The organism is Caulobacter sp. GW821-FHT09A05 (assembly GCF_059418465.1).
Map to the genome: position 1 here is coordinate 1 of NZ_JBWKPX010000028.1, position 23,294 is coordinate 23,294.

General features: G+C 69.8%; 26 protein-coding genes and 1 pseudogene. 11 read left to right on the forward strand and 16 right to left on the reverse strand.

Annotated features, from left to right (window positions below):
- Nucleotides 1-177 (forward strand): annotated as a pseudogene (locus tag AC07NX_RS20835) (biotin synthase BioB); the annotation flags it as partial.
- A gap of 177 nt (nt 178-354) precedes the next feature.
- Here AC07NX_RS20835 and AC07NX_RS20840 read toward each other — a convergent pair.
- From AC07NX_RS20840 to chvI, 5 genes are all read right to left on the reverse strand, one after another.
- On the reverse strand, nt 355-633 hold the full coding sequence (locus tag AC07NX_RS20840; protein ID WP_494644417.1) for an HPr family phosphocarrier protein: 279 nt from the start codon (nt 631-633) through the stop codon (nt 355-357).
- The gene (locus tag AC07NX_RS20845; RefSeq protein WP_035080717.1) at nt 630-1,037 is read right to left on the reverse strand and encodes a PTS sugar transporter subunit IIA; all 408 of its coding nucleotides are present in this window, start codon (nt 1,035-1,037) and stop codon (nt 630-632) included. Before AC07NX_RS20845 ends, AC07NX_RS20840 begins: the two co-directional genes overlap by 4 nt.
- A gap of 75 nt (nt 1,038-1,112) precedes the next feature.
- On the reverse strand, nt 1,113-1,547 hold the full coding sequence (locus AC07NX_RS20850; RefSeq protein WP_494644420.1) for an HPr kinase/phosphorylase: 435 nt from the start codon (nt 1,545-1,547) through the stop codon (nt 1,113-1,115).
- Entirely contained in the window at nt 1,544-3,262 is a 1,719-nt protein-coding gene (chvG, locus tag AC07NX_RS20855; protein ID WP_494644421.1) for a two-component sensor histidine kinase ChvG, read from the reverse strand. Before chvG ends, AC07NX_RS20850 begins: the two co-directional genes overlap by 4 nt.
- Before the next feature lie 7 nt (nt 3,263-3,269).
- On the reverse strand, nt 3,270-3,980 hold the full coding sequence (chvI, locus tag AC07NX_RS20860) for a two-component response regulator ChvI (protein WP_494644423.1): 711 nt from the start codon (nt 3,978-3,980) through the stop codon (nt 3,270-3,272).
- Nucleotides 3,981-4,217: 237 nt separating this feature from the next.
- On the opposite strand from chvI, the gene AC07NX_RS20865 reads away from it, so the two are divergent.
- Nucleotides 4,218-5,927, forward strand: coding sequence for a hypothetical protein (locus tag AC07NX_RS20865; RefSeq protein WP_494644425.1), 1,710 nt, complete (start codon nt 4,218-4,220; stop codon nt 5,925-5,927).
- Here AC07NX_RS20865 and AC07NX_RS20870 read toward each other — a convergent pair.
- Genes AC07NX_RS20870 through pseB form a run of 3 tightly spaced genes read right to left on the reverse strand, consistent with a single transcriptional unit; the run spans nt 5,924 to nt 9,151 of the window.
- A complete protein-coding gene (locus AC07NX_RS20870; RefSeq protein ID WP_494644427.1) occupies nt 5,924-6,919 on the reverse strand; it encodes a cobaltochelatase CobT-related protein in 996 nt (331 codons plus the stop codon). The genes AC07NX_RS20865 and AC07NX_RS20870 overlap by 4 nt on opposite strands.
- Nucleotides 6,920-6,947: 28 nt before the next feature.
- The gene (gene pseC, locus AC07NX_RS20875) at nt 6,948-8,117 is read right to left on the reverse strand and encodes a UDP-4-amino-4,6-dideoxy-N-acetyl-beta-L-altrosamine transaminase (protein WP_494644428.1); all 1,170 of its coding nucleotides are present in this window, start codon (nt 8,115-8,117) and stop codon (nt 6,948-6,950) included.
- A complete protein-coding gene (pseB, locus tag AC07NX_RS20880; RefSeq protein ID WP_494644430.1) occupies nt 8,117-9,151 on the reverse strand; it encodes a UDP-N-acetylglucosamine 4,6-dehydratase (inverting) in 1,035 nt (344 codons plus the stop codon). Before pseB ends, pseC begins: the two co-directional genes overlap by 1 nt.
- A 116-nt stretch (nt 9,152-9,267) precedes the next feature.
- Between pseB and AC07NX_RS20885 the strand changes: the two genes are divergently transcribed.
- Nucleotides 9,268-9,675, forward strand: a complete 408-nt coding sequence (locus tag AC07NX_RS20885) for a hypothetical protein (protein ID WP_494644432.1) — start codon at nt 9,268-9,270, stop codon at nt 9,673-9,675.
- 24 nt (nt 9,676-9,699) lie between these two features.
- On the opposite strand, the gene tadA is transcribed toward AC07NX_RS20885, so the two are convergent.
- From tadA to AC07NX_RS20900, 3 genes are read right to left on the reverse strand one after another with little or no spacing between them, the layout of a single operon-like run.
- On the reverse strand, nt 9,700-10,173 hold the full coding sequence (tadA, locus tag AC07NX_RS20890) for a tRNA adenosine(34) deaminase TadA (RefSeq protein WP_494644505.1): 474 nt from the start codon (nt 10,171-10,173) through the stop codon (nt 9,700-9,702).
- Nucleotides 10,170-10,601, reverse strand: coding sequence for a type II toxin-antitoxin system VapC family toxin (locus AC07NX_RS20895; RefSeq protein ID WP_494644433.1), 432 nt, complete (start codon nt 10,599-10,601; stop codon nt 10,170-10,172). Before AC07NX_RS20895 ends, tadA begins: the two co-directional genes overlap by 4 nt.
- Nucleotides 10,591-11,205, reverse strand: coding sequence for a DUF7662 domain-containing protein (locus AC07NX_RS20900; RefSeq protein WP_494644434.1), 615 nt, complete (start codon nt 11,203-11,205; stop codon nt 10,591-10,593). Before AC07NX_RS20900 ends, AC07NX_RS20895 begins: the two co-directional genes overlap by 11 nt.
- Before the next feature lie 50 nt (nt 11,206-11,255).
- On the opposite strand from AC07NX_RS20900, the gene AC07NX_RS20905 reads away from it, so the two are divergent.
- A complete protein-coding gene (locus AC07NX_RS20905) occupies nt 11,256-12,761 on the forward strand; it encodes a pseudouridine synthase (protein WP_494644435.1) in 1,506 nt (501 codons plus the stop codon).
- A 55-nt stretch (nt 12,762-12,816) separates the two neighbouring features.
- Here the strand turns inward: AC07NX_RS20905 and AC07NX_RS20910 are convergent, their stop codons facing one another.
- Nucleotides 12,817-13,485 carry a CDP-alcohol phosphatidyltransferase family protein gene (locus AC07NX_RS20910; protein ID WP_494644436.1) on the reverse strand — a complete coding sequence of 223 codons (669 nt, stop codon included), beginning with the start codon at nt 13,483-13,485 and terminating at the stop codon, nt 12,817-12,819.
- A 73-nt stretch (nt 13,486-13,558) separates the two neighbouring features.
- On the opposite strand from AC07NX_RS20910, the gene AC07NX_RS20915 reads away from it, so the two are divergent.
- Together AC07NX_RS20915 and AC07NX_RS20920 are read left to right on the forward strand one after the other, a co-directional pair.
- Nucleotides 13,559-14,533 (forward strand): phosphatidate cytidylyltransferase, encoded by a 975-nt coding sequence (locus tag AC07NX_RS20915; protein WP_494644438.1) that lies wholly within the window; start codon nt 13,559-13,561, stop codon nt 14,531-14,533.
- 3 nt (nt 14,534-14,536) lie between these two features.
- On the forward strand, nt 14,537-15,175 hold the full coding sequence (locus AC07NX_RS20920) for a lysophospholipid acyltransferase family protein (protein ID WP_494644440.1): 639 nt from the start codon (nt 14,537-14,539) through the stop codon (nt 15,173-15,175).
- A 3-nt stretch (nt 15,176-15,178) separates the two neighbouring features.
- On the opposite strand, the gene AC07NX_RS20925 is transcribed toward AC07NX_RS20920, so the two are convergent.
- Nucleotides 15,179-16,117, reverse strand: a complete 939-nt coding sequence (locus AC07NX_RS20925; protein ID WP_494644441.1) for a CPBP family intramembrane glutamic endopeptidase — start codon at nt 16,115-16,117, stop codon at nt 15,179-15,181.
- Nucleotides 16,118-16,243: 126 nt separating this feature from the next.
- On the opposite strand from AC07NX_RS20925, the gene AC07NX_RS20930 reads away from it, so the two are divergent.
- Together AC07NX_RS20930 and rsmD are read left to right on the forward strand one after the other, a co-directional pair.
- Nucleotides 16,244-16,882 (forward strand): TMEM175 family protein, encoded by a 639-nt coding sequence (locus AC07NX_RS20930; RefSeq protein WP_494644443.1) that lies wholly within the window; start codon nt 16,244-16,246, stop codon nt 16,880-16,882.
- 2 nt (nt 16,883-16,884) lie between these two features.
- On the forward strand, nt 16,885-17,451 hold the full coding sequence (gene rsmD, locus AC07NX_RS20935; protein WP_494644445.1) for a 16S rRNA (guanine(966)-N(2))-methyltransferase RsmD: 567 nt from the start codon (nt 16,885-16,887) through the stop codon (nt 17,449-17,451).
- A 13-nt stretch (nt 17,452-17,464) separates the two neighbouring features.
- Here the strand turns inward: rsmD and AC07NX_RS20940 are convergent, their stop codons facing one another.
- From AC07NX_RS20940 to AC07NX_RS20950, 3 genes are all read right to left on the reverse strand, one after another.
- Nucleotides 17,465-17,740 (reverse strand): YjhX family toxin, encoded by a 276-nt coding sequence (locus AC07NX_RS20940; protein ID WP_494644447.1) that lies wholly within the window; start codon nt 17,738-17,740, stop codon nt 17,465-17,467.
- Nucleotides 17,741-18,076: 336 nt separating this feature from the next.
- Complete coding sequence (locus AC07NX_RS20945; RefSeq protein ID WP_494644448.1) at nt 18,077-20,074, reverse strand: AsmA family protein; 1,998 nt, start codon at nt 20,072-20,074, stop codon at nt 18,077-18,079.
- Between the two features lie 329 nt (nt 20,075-20,403).
- Nucleotides 20,404-20,790, reverse strand: coding sequence for a hypothetical protein (locus tag AC07NX_RS20950; RefSeq protein ID WP_494644450.1), 387 nt, complete (start codon nt 20,788-20,790; stop codon nt 20,404-20,406).
- A 152-nt stretch (nt 20,791-20,942) separates the two neighbouring features.
- Here AC07NX_RS20950 and AC07NX_RS20955 point away from each other — a divergent pair, with 152 nt between their 5' ends.
- The 3 genes from AC07NX_RS20955 (at nt 20,943) to AC07NX_RS20965 (ending at nt 23,122) form a co-directional block, all read left to right on the forward strand.
- Nucleotides 20,943-21,584 carry an HAD-IA family hydrolase gene (locus AC07NX_RS20955; protein ID WP_494644452.1) on the forward strand — a complete coding sequence of 214 codons (642 nt, stop codon included), beginning with the start codon at nt 20,943-20,945 and terminating at the stop codon, nt 21,582-21,584.
- A 40-nt stretch (nt 21,585-21,624) separates the two neighbouring features.
- Nucleotides 21,625-21,915, forward strand: coding sequence for a 4a-hydroxytetrahydrobiopterin dehydratase (locus AC07NX_RS20960; protein ID WP_494644453.1), 291 nt, complete (start codon nt 21,625-21,627; stop codon nt 21,913-21,915).
- Nucleotides 21,916-22,336: 421 nt separating this feature from the next.
- Nucleotides 22,337-23,122 (forward strand): SDR family oxidoreductase, encoded by a 786-nt coding sequence (locus AC07NX_RS20965; protein ID WP_494644455.1) that lies wholly within the window; start codon nt 22,337-22,339, stop codon nt 23,120-23,122.
- Nucleotides 23,123-23,294: the final 172 nt, after the last annotated feature.

Consider the following 23,294-nt stretch of genomic DNA (forward strand, 5'->3'; position numbering starts at 1 on the left):
AGCCGCGAGCTGCAGGCCCTGTGCTTCCTGGCCGGCGCCAACTCCATCTTCGTCGGCGGCAAGCTCCTGACCACCCCCCTGCCCGGCCAGGACGAGGACAGCGCCCTGTTCCAGGCCCTGGACCTGCGGCCGATGGGCGTGAAGGCCACGGCGCCGGAAGCGGTGGCGGCGGAGTAGGAACTTTCCTTCTCCCCTTGCGGGAGAAGGTGTCGGCGAAGCCGACGGATGAGGGGTTGCACATACGACAAAAGCCGCGACCGGCCTTTTGGCTTGTCGCGGCTTTTGCAATCTTCAACCCCTCACCCGACCTCGCTCCGCGAGGCCACCCTCTCCCGCAAGGGGAGAGGGAAGACGCTATCTTTCCTCGTCGAACCTGTTCGACACCAGCTCGGTCAACGCCTCGACCGCGGCGTCGGCTTCCGGCCCCTCGGCGGCGATGTCGATGGTCGAGCCGATGCCGGCGGCCAGCATCATCAGGCCCATGATCGAGCGAGCGTCGACGCTGGTCCCTTCGCGGGCGACCGTCACCTCGGCGTCGAAGCCCGAGGCCAGCTTGACGAACTTGGCCGACGCGCGGGCGTGCAGCCCCCGCTCGTTGACGATCTCGACCGTTCGGGCCGCCATGCGATTCATTTTTCTCCCGCCAGCACGTAGGAGGCCACGGAGATATATTTGCGTCCAGCCTCCTGGGCGTGGGCGACGCAGGCCTGCAGGTTTTCGCGCTGGCGCACGCTGGCCAGCTTGATCAGCATCGGCAGGTTCAGGCCGGCGATCACCTCGGCCTTGGTCTGCTCCATCACCGAAATGGCCAGGTTCGAGGGCGTGCCGCCGAACATGTCGGTCAGCAAGATCACGCCGTCGCCGTCCTGGTCGACCGCGGCGCACGCCTTCAGGATATCGGACCGGCGACGTTCCATGTCGTCCTCCGGACCGATGCAGATGGCCTTCACCGCGCCCTGCGGTCCGACCACGTGCTCCATGGCGGAGACGAATTCCTCGGCCAGCCGCCCGTGCGTGACTATCACGAGCCCGATCATGCCTGATCTCTCAAACGGGATCCCCATAACCCGTGGCGACCAGGGAGGGCCGCGCGGGCCGCCTTGATACGCTTGTTAGTCGGCGACTCCAAGATGCTCAAACACCCGTCTGATTTTCCCCGGCGCGCCGGGTTCCAGAGGCCACAGGTCCAGCACGCGCGTCGAAACGCCTTCGATGACCTGGAACATAGGGTCCGGAAACCGTTCGATCGCCTGCGGCCGATCCACGCAGCGTACCAGAAGATCGATTCGGCAGAACGGGAGATGCGGCCGGGGCAGCACGCCCACGCCGCGGACCTCGACCAGCCCCGTCAGGGCGTCCGGCGCCCGGCCATAGAGCCGGCCGCCGGAGACGAACACCAGGGTGCGGTCGTCGGCGACCAGGACGAAGCCCTGGTCGAGGGCCCGCAGCGTCAGGTCGCTCTTGCCGACGCCGGACGGCCCCTCGATCAGGGCGCCGCGCCAGGTCCCGGCCACCCGGCGGGCGATCAGTCCCGCGTGGCGGATCATTCGCGCGCGCTCCCGTCGCGTTGGCCGCCGTGATGGTGGTGACCGTTGTGGGCGCCGGCCTCGGGCAGGTCGACCACGAACCGCGCGCCGATCACCTTGCCCTCGGCGTCCTTGCGGTTCTCGGCCCGCATGGTCCCGCCGTGCGCCTCGACGATCTGGCGGGCGATCGACAGGCCCAGGCCCGAATTGCCGCCGAACGCCTTGCCCTTGGGCCGCGAGGTGTAGAACCGCTCGAAGATCGTCTCCAGATTGTCGGGCGGGATGCCGGGGCCGTCGTCGTCGACCGTGACGATCAGGCGATTGTGATGGTCGCGCAGGCCCGGATCGCGCTTGAGCGTGACACGAACCTCGCCGTCGGCGGCGCTGAACGAGCGGGCGTTGTCGATCAGGTTGCGGAACACCTGGCCCACCGGGGTCTCGCGCGCCACGATCCGGGCGTGCTGCGGCGCGCCCTTGGCGTCGAAGGTCACCCGCACGCTGCCCGGGGCCTCGCCCGGGCGCAGCTGGGCCTCGTAGAGATGGATGACCTCGGTCAGCAGGCCGTTCAGCTCGAAGGCCCGCGGCGCCTCGCGCGACAGCTCGGCGTCCAGCCTGGACGCATTGGAAATGTCGGTGACCAGCCGGTCCAGACGCGTGACGTCCTGCTGCAGGATGCCCAGCAGCCGGGCCCGGGCGGCGGGATCGGTCACCAGGTCCAGGGTCTCGATCGCCGAGCGGATCGAGGTCAGGGGGTTCTTGATCTCGTGGGCGACGTCGGCGGCGAAGCGTTCGATGGCGTCCATCCGCTCCGACATCGAGTCGGTCATCTCCTCGAGGGCCCGCGACAGGTCGCCCAGCTCGTCCTTGCGGTCGGAGATGTCGGGCAGGGAGATGGCCCGGGCGCCGTCCAGCCGCACGCGGTCGGCGGCGCTGGCCATGCGCAGCACCGGCTGGGCGATCAGGCGGTTGAGCAGGAACGACGAGATCAGGGTGGTGGCGATGGCGATCAGGGCGAACGGCAGCAGGGCCTTGCGCTCGGCGGCGATGATCTGGTCGACGTCGCCCGCTTCCAGGGTCAGGACGCCGAGCACCGCCCGCACGTGCTGGATGGGAATCGACACCGACACCACCCGCTCGCCCGTCTCGTCGATGCGGGTGCCGGCCACGGGCTCGCCCAGCTTGGCCTGGGCGATCTCGGCGGCCAGGGCCTCGCGCGCCGCCTGGGCGACCTTGGGCTTGGTGTCGGGACTATGGGTCGGCAGGCCGAAGGCCGGCTGGCCCGGCTTGCGGGCCGGCGGCAGCGCCTTGGACTCCACCCGGTCGGCGACGACATAGGAATCGGCCAGCTGGACGCCCTGGGCGTCGAACAGCCGCGCTCGCTGCGAGCGCGGGATGAACAGGCTCTGCAGGATGTCGCTGGCCTGGTCGGGCACCAGGCGCGGCTCGGGATCGCCGACCGTGGCGGCCAGGTCGATCACGTTGGCGATCAGCTCGCCCTGGGTGGTCAGGCTGTCGATGCGCGTGTTGATCAGGCCGCTGCGCAGCTCGTTGAGCACCAGCGCCCCGCCCAGCAGCACGGCCAGGGCCAGCAGGTTCAGGCCGATGATCAGCCGGCCCAGGCGCGACCCCCTGGGCCAGGCCAGCTTGAACCAGCCGGGCCTGGGCCAGGGCCAGCCAAGGGAGAGCCAGGTCAAACCCGGCTTCGGCTTGGCCTCCGGCCCGGGTTCCCCGGCCATCTTGCGATCAGGATTCGCGATATCGGTAGCCGACGCCATAGAGGGTTTCGATGGAATCGAACTCCGGATCGACTTGGCGGAACTTCTTGCGCATGCGCTTGATGTGGCTGTCGATGGTGCGGTCGTCGACATAGACCTGATCGTCGTAGGCGGCGTCCATCAGGTTGTCGCGGCTCTTCACGAAGCCCGGGCGCTGGGCCAGCGATTGCAGCAGCAGGAACTCGGTGACCGTCAGGCGCACCGGCTTGCCGTCCCACAGGCTGTCGTGGCGGGCCGAATCGAGCGTCAGCTTGCCGCGCTTCATGATCTTGGAATTGGCCGAGCCCGGCGCGACGCTGGCGGCGTCCTCCTCCTCCGGACGGGCGCGGCGCAGCACGGCCTTGACCCGCTCCAGCAGCAGGCGCTGGCTGAACGGCTTGTGGATGTAGTCGTCGGCCCCGAGGTTGAAGCCGAGGATCTCGTCGATCTCGTCGTCCTTGGAGGTCAGCATGATCACCGGGATCTCGGTGGTCTGGCGCAGGCGGCGCAGCACCTCCATGCCGTCCATGCGCGGCATCTTGACGTCCAGGATCACCAGGTCGGGCGCCTGGCTCTCGACAGCGTCGAGCCCTGACGCGCCGTCGTAATAGGCCTTCACCACGTGACCGTGGCTTTCCAGCGCCAGCGAAACCGAAGCGACGATGTTCTCGTCGTCGTCGATGAGAGTAATATCGGCCATCGAGCCCTATGGGTCCTTTCGCGATTTTCCCGCCGATACTATCGATCGGCGTCGCCCGCCACAACGCGCCCCCTACAACGCATGAAGGCGGCCAAGCTTTCCCTGCCTTTTGCGGCTCCAGCGTGGCGCGATTGCGGCGCGCCCCCGCGGCGGTCCATCCCATCCGCGGGACGGCGGGCGGCAACCTCACCTTAAGGTCTTGTATCCCATAAGGGAGGTCCGGGGAGCCCTTTGCCGATGAGCGACCAAGTCCATTATGAGCTGTTCGTGCGCCGCAAGCCCGGCGCGCAGTGGACGCTCGACATGGCGACCGAAATCCGCGCCCACGCCCTGCAGACCGCCGAGGAGGCGCTGGAGCAGGGGCGGGCGATCGCCGTGCGGGTCAGCAAGGAGACCCTCGACCCCGAGACCCGCGAATACAAGTCGATCTCGATCTTCACCAAGGGCCAGGTCGACGGCGGTAAGCCCAAGAAGGTGCAGGAGGACCTGGATCCGCTCTGTGTCCAGCCCGCCGACCTCTACACCGCCCATGCGCGCGACCGGATCGGCCGGCTGCTGGAAGCCTGGCTGGACCGTCACAACGCCACCCCGTTCGAACTGCTGCACCGTCCCGACCTGGTCGAGCAGCTGGAAGCCTCCGGCACCGACCTGCAGCACGCCCTGCAGAAGATCGCCATCCCCGAAGCCGAGGCCCGGGGCATGTCGGTCCACGAGCTGATCCGCACCTTTCAGGGCCTGGTCGAGCGCACCGTCGCCAACCTGATGAAGGCGTTCAAGAAGGGCGCCCTGCCCGACCTGGACAAGGAAGGCTTCGCCCGGGCCGCCGAGCGGCTGTCCACCGATCCCGACCGCGCCTTCCTGCTGGGGGCCGGCGTCGCCGCCTCGATCGCGCCCGGCAAGAACTGGTCAGAGAAGATCGCCCGCCTGCTGGATCTGGCCGACGCCGCGCCCAGCGATCCCAGGGCCCGCGCCGCCGCCCTGGCGGCCATCGAGACGCCCCTGGCCGAGATCATCGGCTCCAAGGCCGGCATGGCCGACCTGCTCGGGGCCAACGACGCCGACCTCGGCACGACCCTGGCGGCCATGACCCGCCTGGCGGGCGGCGCCCAGGTCGAGGGGCTAATCCGCATCGAGGCCGGGGTGCGCAACTGCATGCCCGAGCTGTCGGGCACGGCCAAGCGGTTGAGCCAGTGGCTGAGCGGCGACGACTTCCCCGTCGTCCGCTCGTCGATCGCCCACCGGGTGCTCAAGGAGCTGAACGGCGTGCGTCGCCTCAAGCCCGCCGACGCCGAATCCGAGATCGAACACCTGCGCGCCCTGGCCATGAGCCTGACCGCCGCGGCGGGCCGCATCCTGCCGCCGGAGGACATCACCAGCGCCTTCACCACCCGGTCCAAGACCCTGCTGAACGGCGAGTTCATCGAAGCCCTGCTCGGCCGAGAACGCTCCTCGCGCGAGGAAATCCAGATGCTGATCCGCCTGGCCGAGAACGTCATGGGCGCCGTCAACAAGCGCATGGCCGCCCGCTGGCTGTCGGCCAACGTCCTGGCCCTGCGCTTTGAGCGCGAGCTGCGCCAGGGCCCGGATTCGCCGGCCGCCAAGCTGGCCGCCCTGGCCGCCCTGCAGCGTTCCCTGGTCCGCTCGGGCCTGGTGGTCGAGGACTACGGCCCCCTGTGCACGCGCCTGGGCGAGGTGGGCGGCATGATCGAGGCCGACGCCCGCCTGGTCGCCATGCTGGTCCGCGCCCCCGCGCCCCTGCCCCAGAAACTGGCCGTGCTGATCAAGCTGGCCATGGGCGAGGCCGGTCCCACCGGTCCGGTCGCCGACAAGGCCAAGGCCGAGGCGATGAAGCTGGCCCGCGCGCCCGAGGCCCGCGAAGAACTGGCCAACTCGCCCGAGACCATGGATCTGCTCAAGGGCATGGTTCAGCAGAAGGCGGCGGCTTAGGTCGACGCCTCGCCACAAGGCGCAAGCATCGCCTCAAGGAAGCCGAGCAGCGTCGCCCCAAGAGCGTCAGGTGCTTCGGTGAAGACTGACCGGGCATAGAGCGGTCCAACATCAAAACCCAGGCCGACCGCGCCGAGTTCGATGTCGGCGCTTTCTTGCGTCGCGGCGATGACCTGCTTCAGATGGCTGTACAGATAGTCGGGGCCGTTTTCGTGCAGCGTTAAATCATCGACCGGCGCGCCGTCCGAGATCACGACGAGAAGCTTCCGAGGCTCGGGACGGTCACGGAGGCGGGCGACCGCCCATTCCAATGCTTCTCCGTCGAGGTTTTCCTTGGGAAGATCCGGGCGGAGCATCTGACGCAAGGCATGTCCTCCGGTGCTCACCCTGTTGTCGTCGGCCGACCGATAGATCACATGCAGAAGGTCGTTGAGCCGACCGGGATTCCTGGGCTTGCCGTGGCGGATCCAGCGGTTGCGGGCCTTGCCGCCGCGCCAGCGAACGGTCGTGAAACCCAACACCTCGGTTCTCACGCCCAGAGAGGTCAGGAACTCCTGACAGAGGTCGGCGGACGCGGCGGCGAACAGCATTTTCTGGCCGCGCATCGAGCCGGACTGGTCGAACAGCAGACTGACGACCGTCGACGCCCTTTGTTCGGCCGACAGGACCTCACGCAGGCGAACCGAGGCTTCGGCGGCGGCGATATGGAGACGGGTCTTCCACGGAAGCAATCCCGTGTCGAATTCCTGGGACGCTTGCCGCAGGAGCGCCGCCTCTTCACCGGTCAACGCCCCAATCGCCGCATCCAATGCGAGGGCCTCCGCCACGACATCGAACTGGCGCGTATAGGGTTCGTAGGCAGGTGGCTCCGTCTTGGGGCTGATGATCCGGGACAGGAGGTCCCGAAAGACTCCGCCGTACTCTTCGTTCATCGCCGCCTTGCCCGTCCTGGTTAGTATCGGGAAGAGATCGGCGTTCTGGGCGCCGCGCAAGCCTCATCGCGCGCGATGGCGCGAAGCCCTACCGCCCCAACGCCCCCGCCAGCGCCCCGACCACTCGGTCCACGTCCGCGTCCGCCATGCCCGGATACAGCGGCAGGGTCAGGCAGCGGGCGTACCAGGCGTCGGCGCCAGGCAGGTCCAGGGCGCCGTAGCGGGCCTGGTAGTAGGGCTGGTGGTGGATCGGGATGTAGTGGACCTGACTGCCGACGCCCTGGGCCTTCAGCGCCTCGACCACCGCCCGGCGGGTCACGCCCAGGGCCTCGAAGTCGATCAGCACGGTCAGCAGGTGCAGGGCCGGGTCGGACCAGGCCGGGCTTTCCGCCAGGCGCACGACCGGGGCCAGGGCCGCCAGCTTCTCGGCGTAAAGCGCGGCCAGGGTCCGCCGCCGCGCCACGAACCGGTCCAGCTTGGCCAGCTGCGAAAGGCCCAGGGCGCAGAGCACGTCCGGGATGCGGTAGTTGAAGCCCAGCTCGGGCATCTCGTAGACCCAGGGCTCGGCCCCGGGCGGGCGGACCATGCCGTGGCCGCGCAGGGACCTCGCCCGCGCCGCCAGCGTGGCGTCGTTGGTGGTCAGCATGCCGCCCTCGCCGGTGGCCAGGGTCTTGACCGGATGGAACGAGAAGCTGGCGAAACTGGAAAAGGCGCCGTCGCCGACCGGATGCGCGACGCCGTCGAAGGTCCCGACCGAGCCCAGGGCGTGGGGCGCGTCCTCGACCAGCGCCGCGCCGACGCCGGCGGCCAGGGCCTTCAGGCCGGGCAGGTCGCAGACGTCGCCGCGCAGGTGCACCGGCAGCACGGCTTTCACCCGTCGGCCGGACGCGCGCTTCAGGGCCTGGGCCAAGGTGTCCGGCGTCATCAGGCCGCTGTCGGGATCGACGTCGGCGAACACCACCTCGGCCCCGACATAGCGGGCGCAGTTGGCGGTGGCCAGGAAGGTGACCGACGGGGCGACGCAGACGTCGCCCTCGCCGACGCCCAGGGCCAGCATGGCCAGGTGCAGGGTGGCGGTGCCGTTGGCGACGGCGACGGCGTGCTCGGCCCCGACCTTTCGCCTGAACGCGGCCTCGAAGGCCTCCACGGCCGGGCCGGTGGTCAGGAAGTCGGCGCGCAGGGCCGCCGCCACCGCCGCCACGTCGTCGTCCTCGATGGTCTGACGGCCGTAGGGCAGGAAGGGCGGCGCGGCGCTCATCAAGCCTTCTCGGCCAGCATGGCGTTGAGGCCGTCCTCGCTGAGCCAGTCGTCGTTGCTGTCGCTGCTGTAGCTGAAGCCCTCGGCCACGTCCCTGGCCTCGGCCTCGCCGCGGAACGGCTGGCGCGGATACTCCACGAACGTCGGCTCGATCACGTAGCGGTCGGAGAGCTCGACCGTGGCGCGGGCGTCGTCGGCGCTGATCATCATCTCGTGCAGCTTCTCGCCCGGGCGGATGCCGACGATCCGCAGGCCGGCGGTCGGCGACATGGCCTTGACCAGGTCGGGCATGGTCATGGACGGGATCTTCGGCACGAAGATCTCGCCGCCGCGCATGAGCTCCAGCGACGACAGCACGAACTCCACGCCCTGGTTCAGGGTGATCCAGAAGCGCGTCATCCGCGCGTCGGTGACCGGCAGCTCGGTCGCACCCTGGGCCAGCAGGCGCTTGTAGAGCGGCACCACGCTGCCGCGCGAGCCGACCACGTTGCCGTAGCGGACCACCGCGAAGCGGGTGCCGATGTCGCCCGACAGGTTGTTGGCGGCCACGAAGGTCTTGTCCGAGGCCAACTTGGTCGCGCCATAGAGGTTGATCGGGTTGCAGGCCTTGTCGGTCGACAGGGCCACCACCTGCTTCACATGGTTGGTCAGGCTGGCCCAGACCACGTTCTCGGCGCCCAGCACGTTGGTGTGGATGCATTCCGACGGATTGTATTCGGCGGCCGGCACCTGCTTCAGCGCGGCCGCGTGGATGACGATGTCGACGCCGCGCAGGGCCAGGGTCAGCCGCTCGCGGTCGCGCACGTCCCCCAGGAAGAACCGGAGTTTCCCGTAGACCGCCTCGCCGAACTGCTCGCGCAGTTCCAGCTGCATGTCGCTCTGCTTCAATTCGTCGCGGGAATAGACGATCACCTTCCGCGGGTCCGAGCGTCGCAGCACGGTCTCGATGAATCGGCGGCCGAACGACCCGGTTCCGCCGGTCACCAGGATGACCTTGCCATCCAGATCGAGGGTGTTCGGTGAAAAGCGCCCCAATTTCAGCCTCCTGAGCCTTCGCCGCCGCAGGGGCGCGCGAGACGAGTCATGGTTAACGTCCCTTTGTGCCCGCCAGACGTAAAGAGGACGTCAACCCGGTCGTGTCACAAGGGCTCATGCGCCGCGCCCTCGCCCTGCCCCTCCTGTCGCTGCTGGCCGCCGCCAGCCTGGCCGCCCCGCCCGCCTTCGCCAGCCAGGGCAAGGAGGAGAAGAAGGCGCCCGCCACCTATTTCGCCCTGCAGCCCCTGACCGCAACCACCATCCGCCGCGACGGCCGTCGCGGGGTCATGACCCTGGAGACGGGCGTGCAGGCGCTGGACCCGGCCCTGATGGAGCGCGCCCAGCAGTCGGAACCCCGCCTGCGCGCCGCCTTCGCCCAGGTGCTGATGACCTACACCGCCGGCATGCCGCGCGGCGCGGCCCCCGACCTGACCTATCTGGGCTCGCGGATGCAGGAAGCCGCCGACAAGGTGCTGGGCCGCAAGGGCTCCAAGGTGCTGCTGGGTTCGGCGATGGTGAATTGACGGGCCTCGAGGGACACAGGACGTCTACTTCTTCCGCCGCTCGCGAAAGAACCCCCGCAGCAGGTCGGCGCTCTCCTGGGCCATCACCCCGCCCGTGACCTCGGGCCGCCAGTGGCAGGTGGGCTGGGCGAAGAACTTCGGGCCGTGGACCACCGCCCCGCCCTTGGGATCCTCGGCCCCGAACACCACCCGGCCAATCCGCGCGTGGCTGATCGCCCCGGCGCACATGGCGCAAGGCTCCAGCGTCACCACCAGGGTCAGGTCCGTCAGGCGATAGTTGCCGAGCTTGGCGGCGGCGATGCGCAGGGCCGCGATCTCGGCGTGGGCCGTGGGGTCGTGGGCGCCGATCGGACCGTTGCCGGCCCGGGCGATCACCGCGCCCGTCGCCGGATCGAGGATCACCGCGCCCACGGGCGTCTCGCCCGCCTCGGCGGCGGCGCGGGCTTCGTCCAGGGCCAGGGCCATGGCGGCTTCGTCGGTGAGCGGGGCGGCGGCTATGGTCGGGACTCCGGGGTCAAGTGACAAACAGACGCGGCGAACCCGGCGTCCACCGCCCGTCTGGCCAGCTTCGCGTCGGCGGTGACCAATCGAAGACCACGCCGCAACGCCAGGGCCAGATAGACGGCGTCATAGGCCGAAAAGCTGTATCGCGTCGCTAGGTCATAGGCGGGCGCCGCCAGCTCACTCAAGGGGGCCACTTCGTCAATCAACTGCGGAAGCCGTTCAACGGCCGCACGTGCATCCGCTTCTGGCGTCAAGCCCCGCCGCGCGAACTTGGCCGTCACCGACACAAATTCAGCGAAGATCAGCTCCGGCGCGATCCGCCGCGCGCGCCCTTGCAGGAACGCCAAGGCCACCGCCGACCGTGGCCCCGGAAGAAACCAGTCCACGACGACCGAGGCGTCCAGAACGACCTCATCGCTCATCGCTGTCCCGATCCTCACGGATCAGATCGACGGCGTCGACCGTTGAACGCGGCGAGGCGTTCTGGAACCACTCAACCATCGCCGCCAGCCGATCATTGGCCAGTTGGTCAAGCAGGGTGATACAGGCGCTGGCCCTATCACCACCGTGAGTCCTGACGTGCTCGTCGAGCATCCGCAGGGCGCGTTCGCCAAGCGCGTTCACAGGCAAGACGATGATCTCCGCGTTCTGATGCCGGAAGGGCGCGCCCTGCTCGGCGAGGCCGGACCCGGCGCCTTCCTTGACAAAGCTGATCTTCTGCGCGGCGAGGTCGAGGGCGGCGGTCTTCCAGCCGGCGTCAAGCCAAGCGGCCGCGTGCGAGTGGCCGGCTCTCGTGTTCGACCACCAAGCCTGATGGGTATAGGCCGAACGCGGCAAGGAAAAGCGCAGGATACGTTCGATTTCCGCGAATCCGAGGCGCACCTCGCCGCGCGAAGACAAACTCTCCAAGTGGCGCTTCAAAGGCTCGTATTTCACGACACCGCCTTTCGGAAATCCAATATACTTAGTATATACTATCACCACTGAAGCCCCGTCAACCTTGATCCCCGGCCGGATCGGCGCCATCACGAACCTCGCCCATCGTGAGATGCGCCCCGCCCTCGAAGGACCACGCCATGACCGAGAAATATCAGCCGCACCTGCATGACAACGCCCTGCTCGACCCGGTCGACGAGGCGGACGGCGAAGGCGGCGAGGGCGAGCGCGTCGCCAAGATGCTGGCCCGTTCGGGCGTGGCCTCGCGGCGCGAGGTCGAGCGGCTGATCGAGGCGGGCAAGGTGGCGCTGAACGGCACGGTGCTGACCACCCCGGCCGTCAAGGTCCGCCCCGGCGACATCCTGACCGTCGACGGCAAGATGATCGACGAGCCCGAGCCGACCCGGATCTTCCGCTACCACAAGCCCACCGGCCTGCTGACCTCGCACAACGACCCCAAGAGCCGCCCGACGGTGTTCCAGGCGCTGCCGCGCGACCTGCCGCGCGTCATCTCGGTGGGCCGCCTGGACCTCAATTCCGAGGGCCTGCTGCTGCTGACCAACGACGGCGAGCTGTCGCGGGCGCTGGAGATGCCGCAGAACGCCTGGGTACGCCGCTACCGGGCCCGGGCCTTCGGCGACACCACCCAGGCCAAGCTGGACCGCCTGAAGGACGGGATCACGGTCGAGGGCGTCCGCTACGGCCCGATCGAGGCCCGGCTCGACAAGGCCCAGGACAAGGCCGGCGGCGGCAAGAACATCTGGATCACCCTCACCCTCAGCGAAGGCAAGAACCGCGAGGTCCGCAAGGTGCTCGAGGCGATCGGCCTGAAGGTCAACCGCCTGATCCGCCTGTCCTATGGTCCGTTCGCCCTGGGAACCCTGCTGCCGGGCCAGGTCGAGGAGGTCGGCCCCCGGGTGATCCGGGAGCTGCTGGAGGGCATCATCCCGCCCGAGAACATGCCGACGGGCGACAAGCCGCGGTTCGTCGGCGTGGCCGATCCGGCGAAGGCCCCGGGCCAGGCGGGCGGCGGCGACATGCAGCGCCGGGGCGTGCCCCGGGCCGGCAAGATGACCCAGGTGGCCATCCTCGCGCCCGAGGAAAAGGTCGAGGAAGAGAAGTTCGTCCGCAAGCCGGGCTGGGCCAAGCCGAAGAAAAAGCCGGCGATCGCCGGCCGCGACCCCGTGCGCCCGGCCAAGAAGTCGATCGAAAGCAAGATGATCGGCCCCAAGCCGCTGTCCTATCGCGACGCCGCCGCCAAGCGGATCCGCGACAAGGAGATGGCCGAGAAGAACGCGGCCGACAAGCGCGCCGCCCAGGGCAAGGACGCGCGCCCTTCGAAGGCGGCCGCCAAGCCCAAGCCGGGCGCGCTGCGGGCCAACGGCTACAAGCCGCTGGGCGACGGTCCGGTCCAGAAGGAGGGCAAGACCGGTGGAAAGCCGGGCGGCGCGCGTCCGGGCGGCAAGCCCAGCACGGTCAAGGCGGCGGGAGCGGGCAAGCCTGGCGAGCCCGGCAAGGTCTGGTCCAAGCCAGGGATGGCCAAGACCGGTGCTCGACCGGACGGTCCCAAGGGCCCGCCCCGCACGGGCGGCAAGCCGAGCGGGTCGCGTCCGGGCGGGCCGGGCGCTCCGCGCGGCAAGCGCTAGCGCTAGCGCTAGCGCTCACCCTTATCGGCCCGGGATGACGGTGTGAATGTGAAGGCTAGCCCCGTGTCCGCAAACCGACAGCCAGGTTTCGGGTCCGCCTCACCACCGTGACCAGGCTTCCCGCCGCGATCACCACCAGCCCGCCCAGCAGCACCTGCCCCTGGCCGCGCCAGAGCGGCTCGAGCATCGAGACCAGGCAGACCCCCGTCAGCGTCGCCATCCGCTGTTGCTTGGCCATCGGCCCGGAGAAATCGGCGGGCTGGCCCAGGCCCCGGCCCAGCTCGCGGACATAGGCGGTCAGCACCGCCAGCACCGCCGCGATCCAGCCGGCGGCCGCCCCGCCGCCGATCCCGGCCGACTGCACGCCGTAGCCGGCCCCGGCCAGCAGCAGGACGTCGGCGACGCGGTCCGGCAGCTCGTTCCAGATCGGCCCCGCCGGCCCGGCCCGGCCATGCTCGACCGCCACCAGGCCGTCCAGCAGGTTGCACAGCAGCCGCGCCTGGATGCACGCCGCCGCCAGTCCGAACGCCGCGGCCCGGAGGAGCCGGTCGTCCAGCGCGCCAGCCGTCAGGATCAGCGCCCCGCCCAGGGCCGCGAAGGCGACGCCAGTGGCCGAGATGACGTCCGGATCGACCTTGGCCGTCGCCAGGCCCTGGGCCAGACGGCGCGCGAAGGCGGCGTCGCGGACCTTCAGCGGGCGGCGGTTGTCCAGGTCCTGGGTCATGGCGTCTCCTCGGGGCGAGAACTAGGCTATAGCTAAACCCAATCGCCGCCAGGGGCGCGCCGGCAGGAGCCGCATGGACATCGCCGCCACCGTTCGGGCCTTCTTCGCCGCCCAGCCGCCGGTCCTGCTGATCGGCCTGGCCGGCGTCGTGGCCCTGCTGAGCGTGGCCGGGGCGATCGCCACCCTGCTGACCGCGCTGAAGCCGGACAAGGACTATCGCGAGCTTCGCCAGCGCATCGCCAGCTGGTGGGTGATGGTCGCCCTGCTGGCCGGGGCCCTGCTGCTGGGCTGGCGGGCGACCGTCCTGGTCTTCGCCCTGATCTCGTTCATGGCCCTGCGCGAGTTCCTGTCCCTGGCCCCGATCCGCAAGGAGGACCGCCCCGCGATCCTGGCCGCCTACCTGGCCCTGGTCGCCGCCTACGGCTTCATCGTCGCCGACAAGTACATGTTCTACCTGGTGTTCATCCCGGTCTGGACGTTCCTGGGCCTGCCGTTCCTGATGGCCATGCTGGGCCAGACGCGGGGTTTCCTGACCACCGCCGCCACCTTCCACTGGGGCCTGGTGACCTGCGTCTACAACCTGGGCTTCGCGGCCTTCCTGATGCGGACGCCCGACACCGACCGCCTGCCGGCCGGGCCGGCGGGGCTGGTGTTCTTCCTGCTGCTGGTCACCGAGTTCAACGACGTGGCCCAGTACGTGTTCGGCAAGCTGCTGGGCCGCCGCAAGATCGCGCCCGCCGTCAGCCCCAACAAGACCTGGGAGGGCTTCCTGGGCGGCTGGCTGGCGACGGGCCTGCTGATCGGGTTCGCCGGACCGGTGTTCACCCCCCTGGCCGGCCACGGCCTGCTGGTGGTCGCCATCGCCCTGCCGCTGGCGGGCTTCGCCGGCGACGTGACCATGAGCGCGGTCAAGCGCGACATCGGGGTCAAGGACACCTCGCACGCCATTCCCGGCCACGGCGGAGTGCTGGACCGCGCCGACAGCCTGACCTTCACCGCCCCGCTCTATTTCCACCTGCTGGCGCTGTTCGCGCTCGACAGGTTCTGATCCGTGGGCTGGCTGCGCTTCCTGCTGCTGGTGCTGGTGGCCCGTCCCCTGGCCCTGTTCCTGACCGGGGCCGACGTCACCGGCCGCGAGCGCCTGCCGCTGAAGGGGCCGGCCATCGTCGCGGCCAACCATTCCAGCCATGTCGACACCCTGCTGCTGCTGGCGATCTTCCCGTCGCGGGCCGTGGCCCGGGTGCGGCCCGTGGCGGCGGCCGACTATTTCCTGCGCGACCCGGTGATCGGCTGGTTCTCGCGCCATGTGATCGGCATCGTGCCGGTGGCCCGGCTGAAGGCGGGCGCGGGGGAAGACGTCCTGGCCCCGGCCCGCGCGGCCCTGGCGGCCGGCGACATCGTGGTGGTGTTTCCCGAGGGCACGCGCGGCGACGGCGACGACCTGGGCCAGCTGAAGGGCGGCGTGGCGCGCCTGGCCCAGGCCTTTCCCGAGGCGCCGGTGACGCCGGTCTGGATCCAGGGCGCGGGCCGCGTCCTGCCCAAGGGAGAAGCGATCCCGGCCCCGCTGAACTGCGCGGTGCTGGTCGGCCAGCCGCTGGGCTGGGACGGCGACCGCGCCGCCTTCATGGCCCGGCTGCGCGCGGCCCTGCTGGCCCTGAAGGACCAGGCGCCGCCGCTGCGGTGGTCCTGAGCGTCAGGTCGCGGCCAGCCGGGTCCAGCGGCGCAGCGGCGCCCACCGCGCCACGATCTCGGCCAGGGCCACATAGCCGGCCAGCATCAGCGGTGCGATGACCAGGGTCTCGGGCGGGAAGGCGTGCGGTGGCTCGGGCTTCAGCGCCATGGGCTGGACGAACAGCAGGATCAGGATGTTGTTGGCCGCGTGGGCCCCGACGGCGAACTCGATCCCGCCCAGGCGCAGGGTCATCCAGGCCAGGCCGACGCCCATGGCCAGCCGCATCAGGAAGGCGTCGAGATTGGGATCGAAGTGGATCGCCGAGAACAGCAGGCCGCTCAGCACCAGCACCACGCGTGGGTCGGGGAACCAGGCGCCGACGATCTTGGCCAGCCAGCCCCGGAAGACCAGTTCCTCTGCGGCGGCGGCGACCAGGAACAGGACCACCACCATGACCGCGTAGGTCAACCGGCCGGACAGGCCGGGGCTGATCGCCAGGATCGGCGCGCCCGCCGCCTTGGGGTCCAGCGCCGCCGAGACCAGGACCATGGGGCCGATCACCGCGACGAACAGCGCCAGGCCCAGCAAGGTCAGCCGCCAGCGGAAGCGAGGCGCGGCGCTGAAATAGGACAGCAGCCGCCGGTGGTGCAGCAGGGCCGCCACGCCGACGAAGGCCAGGGCCATGCCGCCATTGGTGGCCGCCACCAGGGTCAGGACGAAGCTCACCTGGGTCAGGCCGGCCGGCGCCTGGCCTTGGCCCAGGGCGGTCATCAGCCGCTCGGTGGATTCGACCCCGCCGCCGGCGATCGCGAAGGCCACGAACACCACGATGCCGCAGATCACCGCCGCCAGGAGGGCCGCGACCACCCCGATGAGCAGGGTCAGCAGCAGGGGAACGACGCGCCGGTCGGCCGGCGTCAGATCGTCCAGGAACGGCGACCGTCGAAGCTCTGCTAGCACCACTGTTTCCGATCCTGGCCCCGCTTCATCGCTAGGCGTTCGGCGCGCGCGACGCAAGCGGCGCGACACGCGACTTGCCGCGATCGCCGGCGCGCGGCACACATCGGGGCAGGAAGCGGGGCGCGCATGATCGACAACACCCACAAGGAAGCACAGCACCTGCACCGCCTGATCCTGTTCTCGGACGCGGTGTTCGCGATCGCCATCACCCTGCTGGCCATCGAGATCCATCCGCCGGAGCACTGGCATGGCGTGGCCGACCTGTTCGGGCGGATGCAGCACAAGCTGATGGCCTACGCCGTCAGCTTCGCCGTCGTGGGCATCTACTGGATCAGCCATCGCCGCACCTATTCGCGCCTGCGCCGGGCCGACGGCGTCCTGGACGTGCTGAACCTGATGATGCTGGGCCTGCTGGCCCTGCTGCCCCTGGCCACCGAACTGCTGTGGGAGAGCGGTTCGGCGTCGGCGGCGCTCGTCTATGTCGGACTGGTGACCGCCATCGGCCTGGCCCACGCCGTGGCCTGGGGCTACGCCGCCTTCTTCGGGAACCTGTCGGAACCCATGCCTGCGATCGAGAAGATCTACGTGCTGCTGCGCGTGGCCCTGTTGCCCGGACTGATGTGCAGCCTGACCTTCCTCGGCATCATCACCGGCACGCCATGGGGCTGGCTGGGCATGGCCCTGGTCGTGGCCGGGCTTTCGGTCGTCAACCGCCTGGTGGCCCGGAAGGTCGAGACCCCGGCCGTCCAGACGGCGGAAGCCTGATCGTGCGCGTCGTCTCCGGCCGGTACCGCGGCAAGGCCATCGCCACCCCGGCGGGCGACACCACCCGCCCCACCTCGGACCGGGCCCGGCAGGCGGTGTTCAACATCCTCGAGCACGCCACCTGGGCGCCGGAGCTGCGGGACGCGCGGGTGATCGACCTGTTCGCCGGCTCCGGGGCCCTGGGCCTGGAGGCGATGTCACGCGGGGCGGGCTTCTGCCTGTTCGTCGAGACCGACGACGCCGCGCGCGGCGCGATCCGCGAGAACATGGAAGCCTTCGGCCTGTTCGGCCAGGCGCGCGTGCACCGGCGCGACGCCACGGACCTGGGCCCGCGCCCCGGCAGCGTCGGCGCGCCGTTCGACGTGGCCTTTCTCGACCCGCCCTACGCCAAGGGCCTGGGCGAGAAGGCCCTGGCCGGACTGGTCGCCGGCGACTGGCTGGCCCCAGGCGCGATCGTGATGTTCGAGCGCGGCCGCGACGAGCCCGACCCCGCGCCCGCCGGCTTCGAGCGGCTCGACGCCCGCGACTACGGGGCGGCGAAGGTGTTCTTCTTCCGCGCGCCCCGATAGGGCCGGTCCCGCGTCACCAGCCCCGCGCGGTCACCCGGTTGTCGACCTGCGCGCGCAGGTTCGCCGCGCCTTCCCGCGTGATGCGGTAGGGCCCGCCGCCGGTGCTGGCGATGAAGCGCCGCCGCTTGAGGGCCTTGAAGACCGCCAGGGTGCAGTCGCTCAGGCGCCAGCCCTCGCCGGTGATGCAGTCGGCGCCGACGACGCGGCCCCTGTCGTCGCGCAGGAGTTCGATGCGGGCGCCCTGCGCCAGCGCGTGCAGCGTGCGTTGCTGCGGCTTGGAGATGTTCAAGGAAAGCTGTCCGGGATCGAGGCGTGGGAACGCGCGCCAGAGCCTCCTTCGGAGGCTCGCCCTCAAAGATTTGGACGTGACGAAGTCACGTCCGGGCGGGACACGCGGACGGATCGGGGCCTGATCAGCTGACGAACCTCATCTGGTGAGGCGGAGGTTCGGAGCCTTAGGCCCGCGCCTCGAACACAATCTCGGACATAAAACCGCCGATGGTGGAGTGGTGGTTGATCCTACCGCATCCTCGAAACCCGTCATCCCCTGACATGTTCCGGAAACCCCGACCGTGTCGGCGCGTGTCTCTTCTGCAACGCACTTTGGCCCCGACCGCGACCCGTCCTATTTCTTCTTGGGCTTGGCCGGTGTGGTCTGGGCCACCTTGACCGGAGCGCCGTCGCTGCGGGCCTCGGCGACCAGGCTGGCGCAGTCGGCGTCCTTGGCCTCGCCGCCGGTGACGAACGGCAGGATGGCGGCCAGGGGGGAAAGCAGGCTGCCGAGCGCGACGGCGACGCCGCCCTGGGCCACCGCGCCGCCGGTCTCCAGGCCGACCTTCGGCGCCATGAGCGGACCCTTGATGGTGATCGGGATGAACAGCCGCACCAGGCGCGGCTTCTTGCTGTCGCCGTTGATCTTCAGGTCCAAGCGCTCGTTCCGGAGGTCGATCGTCCCCTTGCCCTTGGCCAGCACCACGCCGGTGTCGGCGACGATCCGGTTGGAGGTCATGATCCCGTCCTTGACGCCGAAGTCGGCCACGGCGCAGCGGACGCTGGTCTCGCGGTTGTCCTTGCTCAGCAGCAGGATCAGGCCCTTGGAGGCGTTGACGCCCAGCAGTTCGGCGAAGGCCTGGCGGATCTCGCCCCGGGGCGACACCACCGTCACCTGGCCATTGGCCGTCGAGGCGGCGCGATGCACCGAATTGCCGTAGCCGGTCAGCTTGGCCCGCGCCATCACCCCGCCCTCGATGGCCGGCTTGCCGCCGCTCTGGATCGGGATGAAGTCCTCCAGCTTGGCGTTGGTCAGCCGCATGTCGAGATCGGTGCGCGGCGTCTTGGGATTGGCGTCCAGCCGCACCTTCCCGGCCAGGTCGCCGCGCGAGAAGGTGAAAGCCAGCGGGTCCAGGGTCAGCACCCCCTTCTCCAGGGTCAGGTCGACCCGCACCTTCTTCAGCGGCAGGTTCGGCGCGTTGACCGCCAGGGCGCGGTACTTGACCTTGGCGTCCATGGCCTTGACGCGCTCCACCTGCAGGGTGGCGTCCGGCAGCAGGCGCCGGGTGGCCTCGCGCTGGGCGGCCTCGACCTTCTGGCCCGCCGAGGCGGTCTCGCCCCGGCCCGTGGCCGGCGCCGCGCCGACCAGGCTGCCCAGGTCGTCGAAGTCCAGGCGGCGCGATTGCAGCTCGGCCTCCAGATAGGGCCGCTCGCGCCCCATCAGCACGAACAGGTCGCCCGAGACGTCGCTGTCGCCGACCCGGCCGCTCAACCCGTTGAAGTCGAACCGCTCGCCCTTGCGGGTCAGGCGCCCGCTGATCCGGTAGGGCGGGGTGTTGGGCAGGGCCAGGCCGGTCAGGGCGTAGAGGCGGTTCAGGTCGGCGCCCGACACGGTCAGCTGGGTCTCGAACCGGCCCAGGTCGAACGGCTTGGTGATGTCGCCCTTGGCCGTGACGTGGGTCGAGCCGGCGTCGACCCGCGCGTCGAACGGATAGGGGCGGTTGGGCGAGATGTTCAGCAGGGGCCCGCCGGTGACCATGGCGGTGAATGGCGAGCGGTTCAGCTGGCCCTTGCCCTCCAGCACGAACCGGCCGCGCCCGTCGTCGCTGGCCTGCTCGTTGGAGCTGACCGTGCCCAGGAAGAGAATGTCGCGCTGCTGGTCCTCGTAGCGCAGCTGACCGTCGTTGATGATGAAGTGCTGGATGGCCGGCAGCTTGAGCGGCTTTCGGGGGGCGTTGGGATCGCCGAACGTCCAGTTGGCGCGGCCCGAGGCCTCGCGCAGCAGGCGCACGTCGGGGCGATCGACGGCCAGCAGCGGCAGGATCACGTCGCCCTTCAGCAGGGGCAGCAGCTTGATCTGCACCGCGATGCGGTCGACCTTGGCCATGGGGGTTCCGGGCGGCGAGCCCTTGGGATCGGCCTTGGCCGCCCAGTCGGGCTGGGCGATGCGGACGCCCAGGGCCTCGGCCTTGGGCGAGAGCGACCAGGGATGGACCCGCAGGTCGCCGGTGATCACCACCTCGCGGTTCAGCCGCGCCGAGGCGAAGCGCCCCACGGGGCCGCGAAACCAGTTCCAGTCGAAGACGACCAGGAAGACGACGATCGCGGCGGTCAGCAGGATCGCGCCGATCATCCCCCAGCGGGCGCGCGGCGGCAGGCCGCGCAGGCGCGCGGTCAGGCTGGGCGGCGGGTCGGGAGCGAGCGTCGTCAGGGCGGAACCTCCAGATACCCGTCCACAACGCGCGGACCGGGTCCTTGTGTCCCGAAGTCGCCCCCGGGGGGCCTAGTGGATCAGCCTCAGGCCGCCGACGCCGATCGCGGCCAGCACGAAGGCGGCGATCGCGACGATCTCGTAAATCTCGAAGAGCGGTTTGCTCGGCCTGCGCATAGTGGAGGATCCCCCGTCCCGGATTGAGGCGTGCGGCCCCCGCCCCCGCAAGCCCCGGGCCAGGACCTGAGTCGCTACGGCAGCTTGCCGGGCCAGACCAGGAAACCGTCCACGTCCCGGCCCGCGACCCGGTAGGCCGGATAGGGGACGGGACGATCCCGGTAGGGCCCGCTGTCGTAGGCCGGATAGCCGGGAGCCGGGCGCCAGCCGCCATACCGGTCGCCCAGCAGCGGGCCTTCCGGCGGGCCGACCACCACGTTCAGCGGCCGGCCACCCCAGCGATCGAAGTCGCTCGCGCCGGCGTGGGCCTCGCACTCGACGCGATCCCAGCGGTAGGCGCCGCCCGGGCCGGTGACCCGCCGCGTGACGCACTCGCCCGGCCAGGCCTGGGCCGAGGCGGCGGTCGAGACGCCGCAGAGGGCGGCGGCGAGCGCGAGCAACGGAAGCAGGCGGCGGATCATGGCGAGAACTCCAGAAGGTTAACAAACCAGAGCCGACGTCAGGTTTCGCCCGCTTTCGCCTTCGACGCGAGCGTGGCCATGAAGATTCTGGGACGATTGCCAGGACCGCCTCGGCCCCCTAGCGTCGGGTCAAACAGATGTTTGAGGCGCGCATGGCGATCGAGGCGGTGATCTGGGATTTCGGCGGGGTGTTCACCACCTCGCCGTTCGAGGCCTTCCGGCGGTTCGAGGCCGAGCGCGGCCTGCCCGCGGACTTCATCCGCCGGGTCAACGCCGCCGATCCCGACGCCAACGCCTGGGCGCTGTTCGAGCGCAACGCGATCGACGCGGCGGCCTTCGACGCGATGTTCCTGGAGGAGGCGACGCGCCTGGGGCATCCGCTGCGCGGGGCCGAGGTGCTGCCGCTGCTGTCGGGCGAGGTGCGGCCCCGGGTGGTGGCGGCGCTGGAGGCCTGCAAGGCGCGGTTCAAGGTCGGCTGCATCACCAACAACGTCGTGACCGGGCACGGGACCGGCATGGCCGACACGTCGGAAAAGGCCCAGGCCGTCGCCGCGATCTTCGCCCGGTTCGACGCGGTGATCGAAAGCTCCAAGGCCGGGGTGCGCAAGCCCGATCCGCGCATCTACCGGATGATGTGCGAGCGGTTGGCCGTGGCGCCCGAGCGGTGCGTCTATCTCGACGACCTGGGGGTCAACTGCAAGCCGGCCGCGGCCCTGGGCATGACCGCCATCAAGGTCACGACCGAGGACCAGGCGCTGGAGGACCTTGCGGCGGCGACCGGTTTGGCGTTCTGACTGGCGGAAATCCCCTTCTGGAATCCGCGCAGGAGCCGCCATGTCCCGTCCCGCCAAGATCGGCGCCGCCGCCGCCCTTTCCCAGCTCGAGGGCTGGGCCGCCGTGTCCGGCAAGGATGCGATCGGCAAGACCTTCAAGTTCGCCGACTTCAACGCCGCCTTCGGCTTCATGACCCGCGTGGCTCTGATGGCCGACAAGCTGGACCACCATCCCGAATGGTTCAATGTCTACAATCGGGTCGAGGTGGTGCTGACCACCCACGACGCCGACGGGGTCAGCGACCTGGACGTGACCATGGCGCGGTTCATGGATTCGGCGGCGAGCGCCTGACGCCCGGGCCCTCCCCCGGTGGGCAGGGCTGTCGCATATGGATTTGCTCTGAAAAAACCTGTCATCCCGGACAAGCTCGGCAGAGCCGAGCGCCGATCCGGGACCGCCGCAAGCTCTGAGTTCACGCCCCGGTCCCGGATCTTCGCGCTGCGCGCTCGTCCGGGATGACAACCGTTTTGAGGCATATGCGATACCCCTGCCCCACAGGGGGAGGCGATCGCGCAGCGATCGGTGGGGGGAGTTTTAGGATCGTCGACCCGGTCTGTGGCGCCTGCCGATCACTCCCCCCTCCGTCGGCTTCGCCGACACCTCCCCCACAGGGGCAGGGGGAGGCCTTTCGCGGATCGATCGTTTCCCCCTTTCACCCGCCCCGCTTCCGGTTCAAACTATTGTTTGAATTATAATCGGGAGGACGCCAAGAATGGCGCAGAGCACGGGCCGGGTCGCCGGCAAGAAGGCCTTCATCACCGGCGGAGCCCAGGGACTCGGCGCCGCGGCCGCCCGGCGCCTGGCGCGGGAAGGCGCCAAGGTCAGCCTCGCCGACATCAACTTCGCCGGCGCCCAGGCCGTGGCGGACGAGATCAACGCCGCCCACGGCGCGGGCGTGGCCTTCGCCTTCGAACTGGACGTCACCCGGGAAGACCAGTGGGTCGAGGCGCTGGAAAAGGCCAATGACGCCATGGGCGGCATCTCGGTGCTGCTCAACAACGCCGGCGTCGCGGGCGACAAGCCGCTGGAGCAGATGGAGTTCGACCTCTGGAAGAAGATCATGTCGATCAATGTCGACAGCGTCTTCCTGGGGGCCAAGCACGCCCTGAAATACATGCGCGCCCATCAGCCGGGCTCGATCATCAACATCAGCTCGATCGCCGGCCTGATCGCCAACCACAATTCGCCGGCCTACAACGCCTCCAAGGCGGGGGTCTGGCTGCTGAGCAAGAACATCGCCCTCTACTGCGCCAAGATGGGGCTGGATATCCGCTCCAACTCGATCCACCCGACCTTCATCGACACGCCGATCCTCGACCCGCTCAGCCAGCGCCTGGGCAAGGAGGAGGCCCACGCCAAGCTGGGCCGGCAGATCCCGCTGGGCCATATCGGCGAGCCCGACGACATCGCCAACGCCGTGCTCTACCTGGCCAGCGACGAGAGCAAGTTCATGACCGGCGCCGAGCTGAAGCTGGACGGCGGCATTTCGGCGATGTGAGACCCGCCGACCTTCCCTTGTGGGCAGGGCCCTCGCCCATGGACCTGCTCTGAAAGGACCTGTCATCCCGGACAAGCTCGGCGAAGCCGGGCGCCGATCCGGGACCGCCGCAAGCGCTGAGCTCACGCCCCGGTCCCGGATCTTCGCGCTGCGCGCTCGTCCGGGATGACAG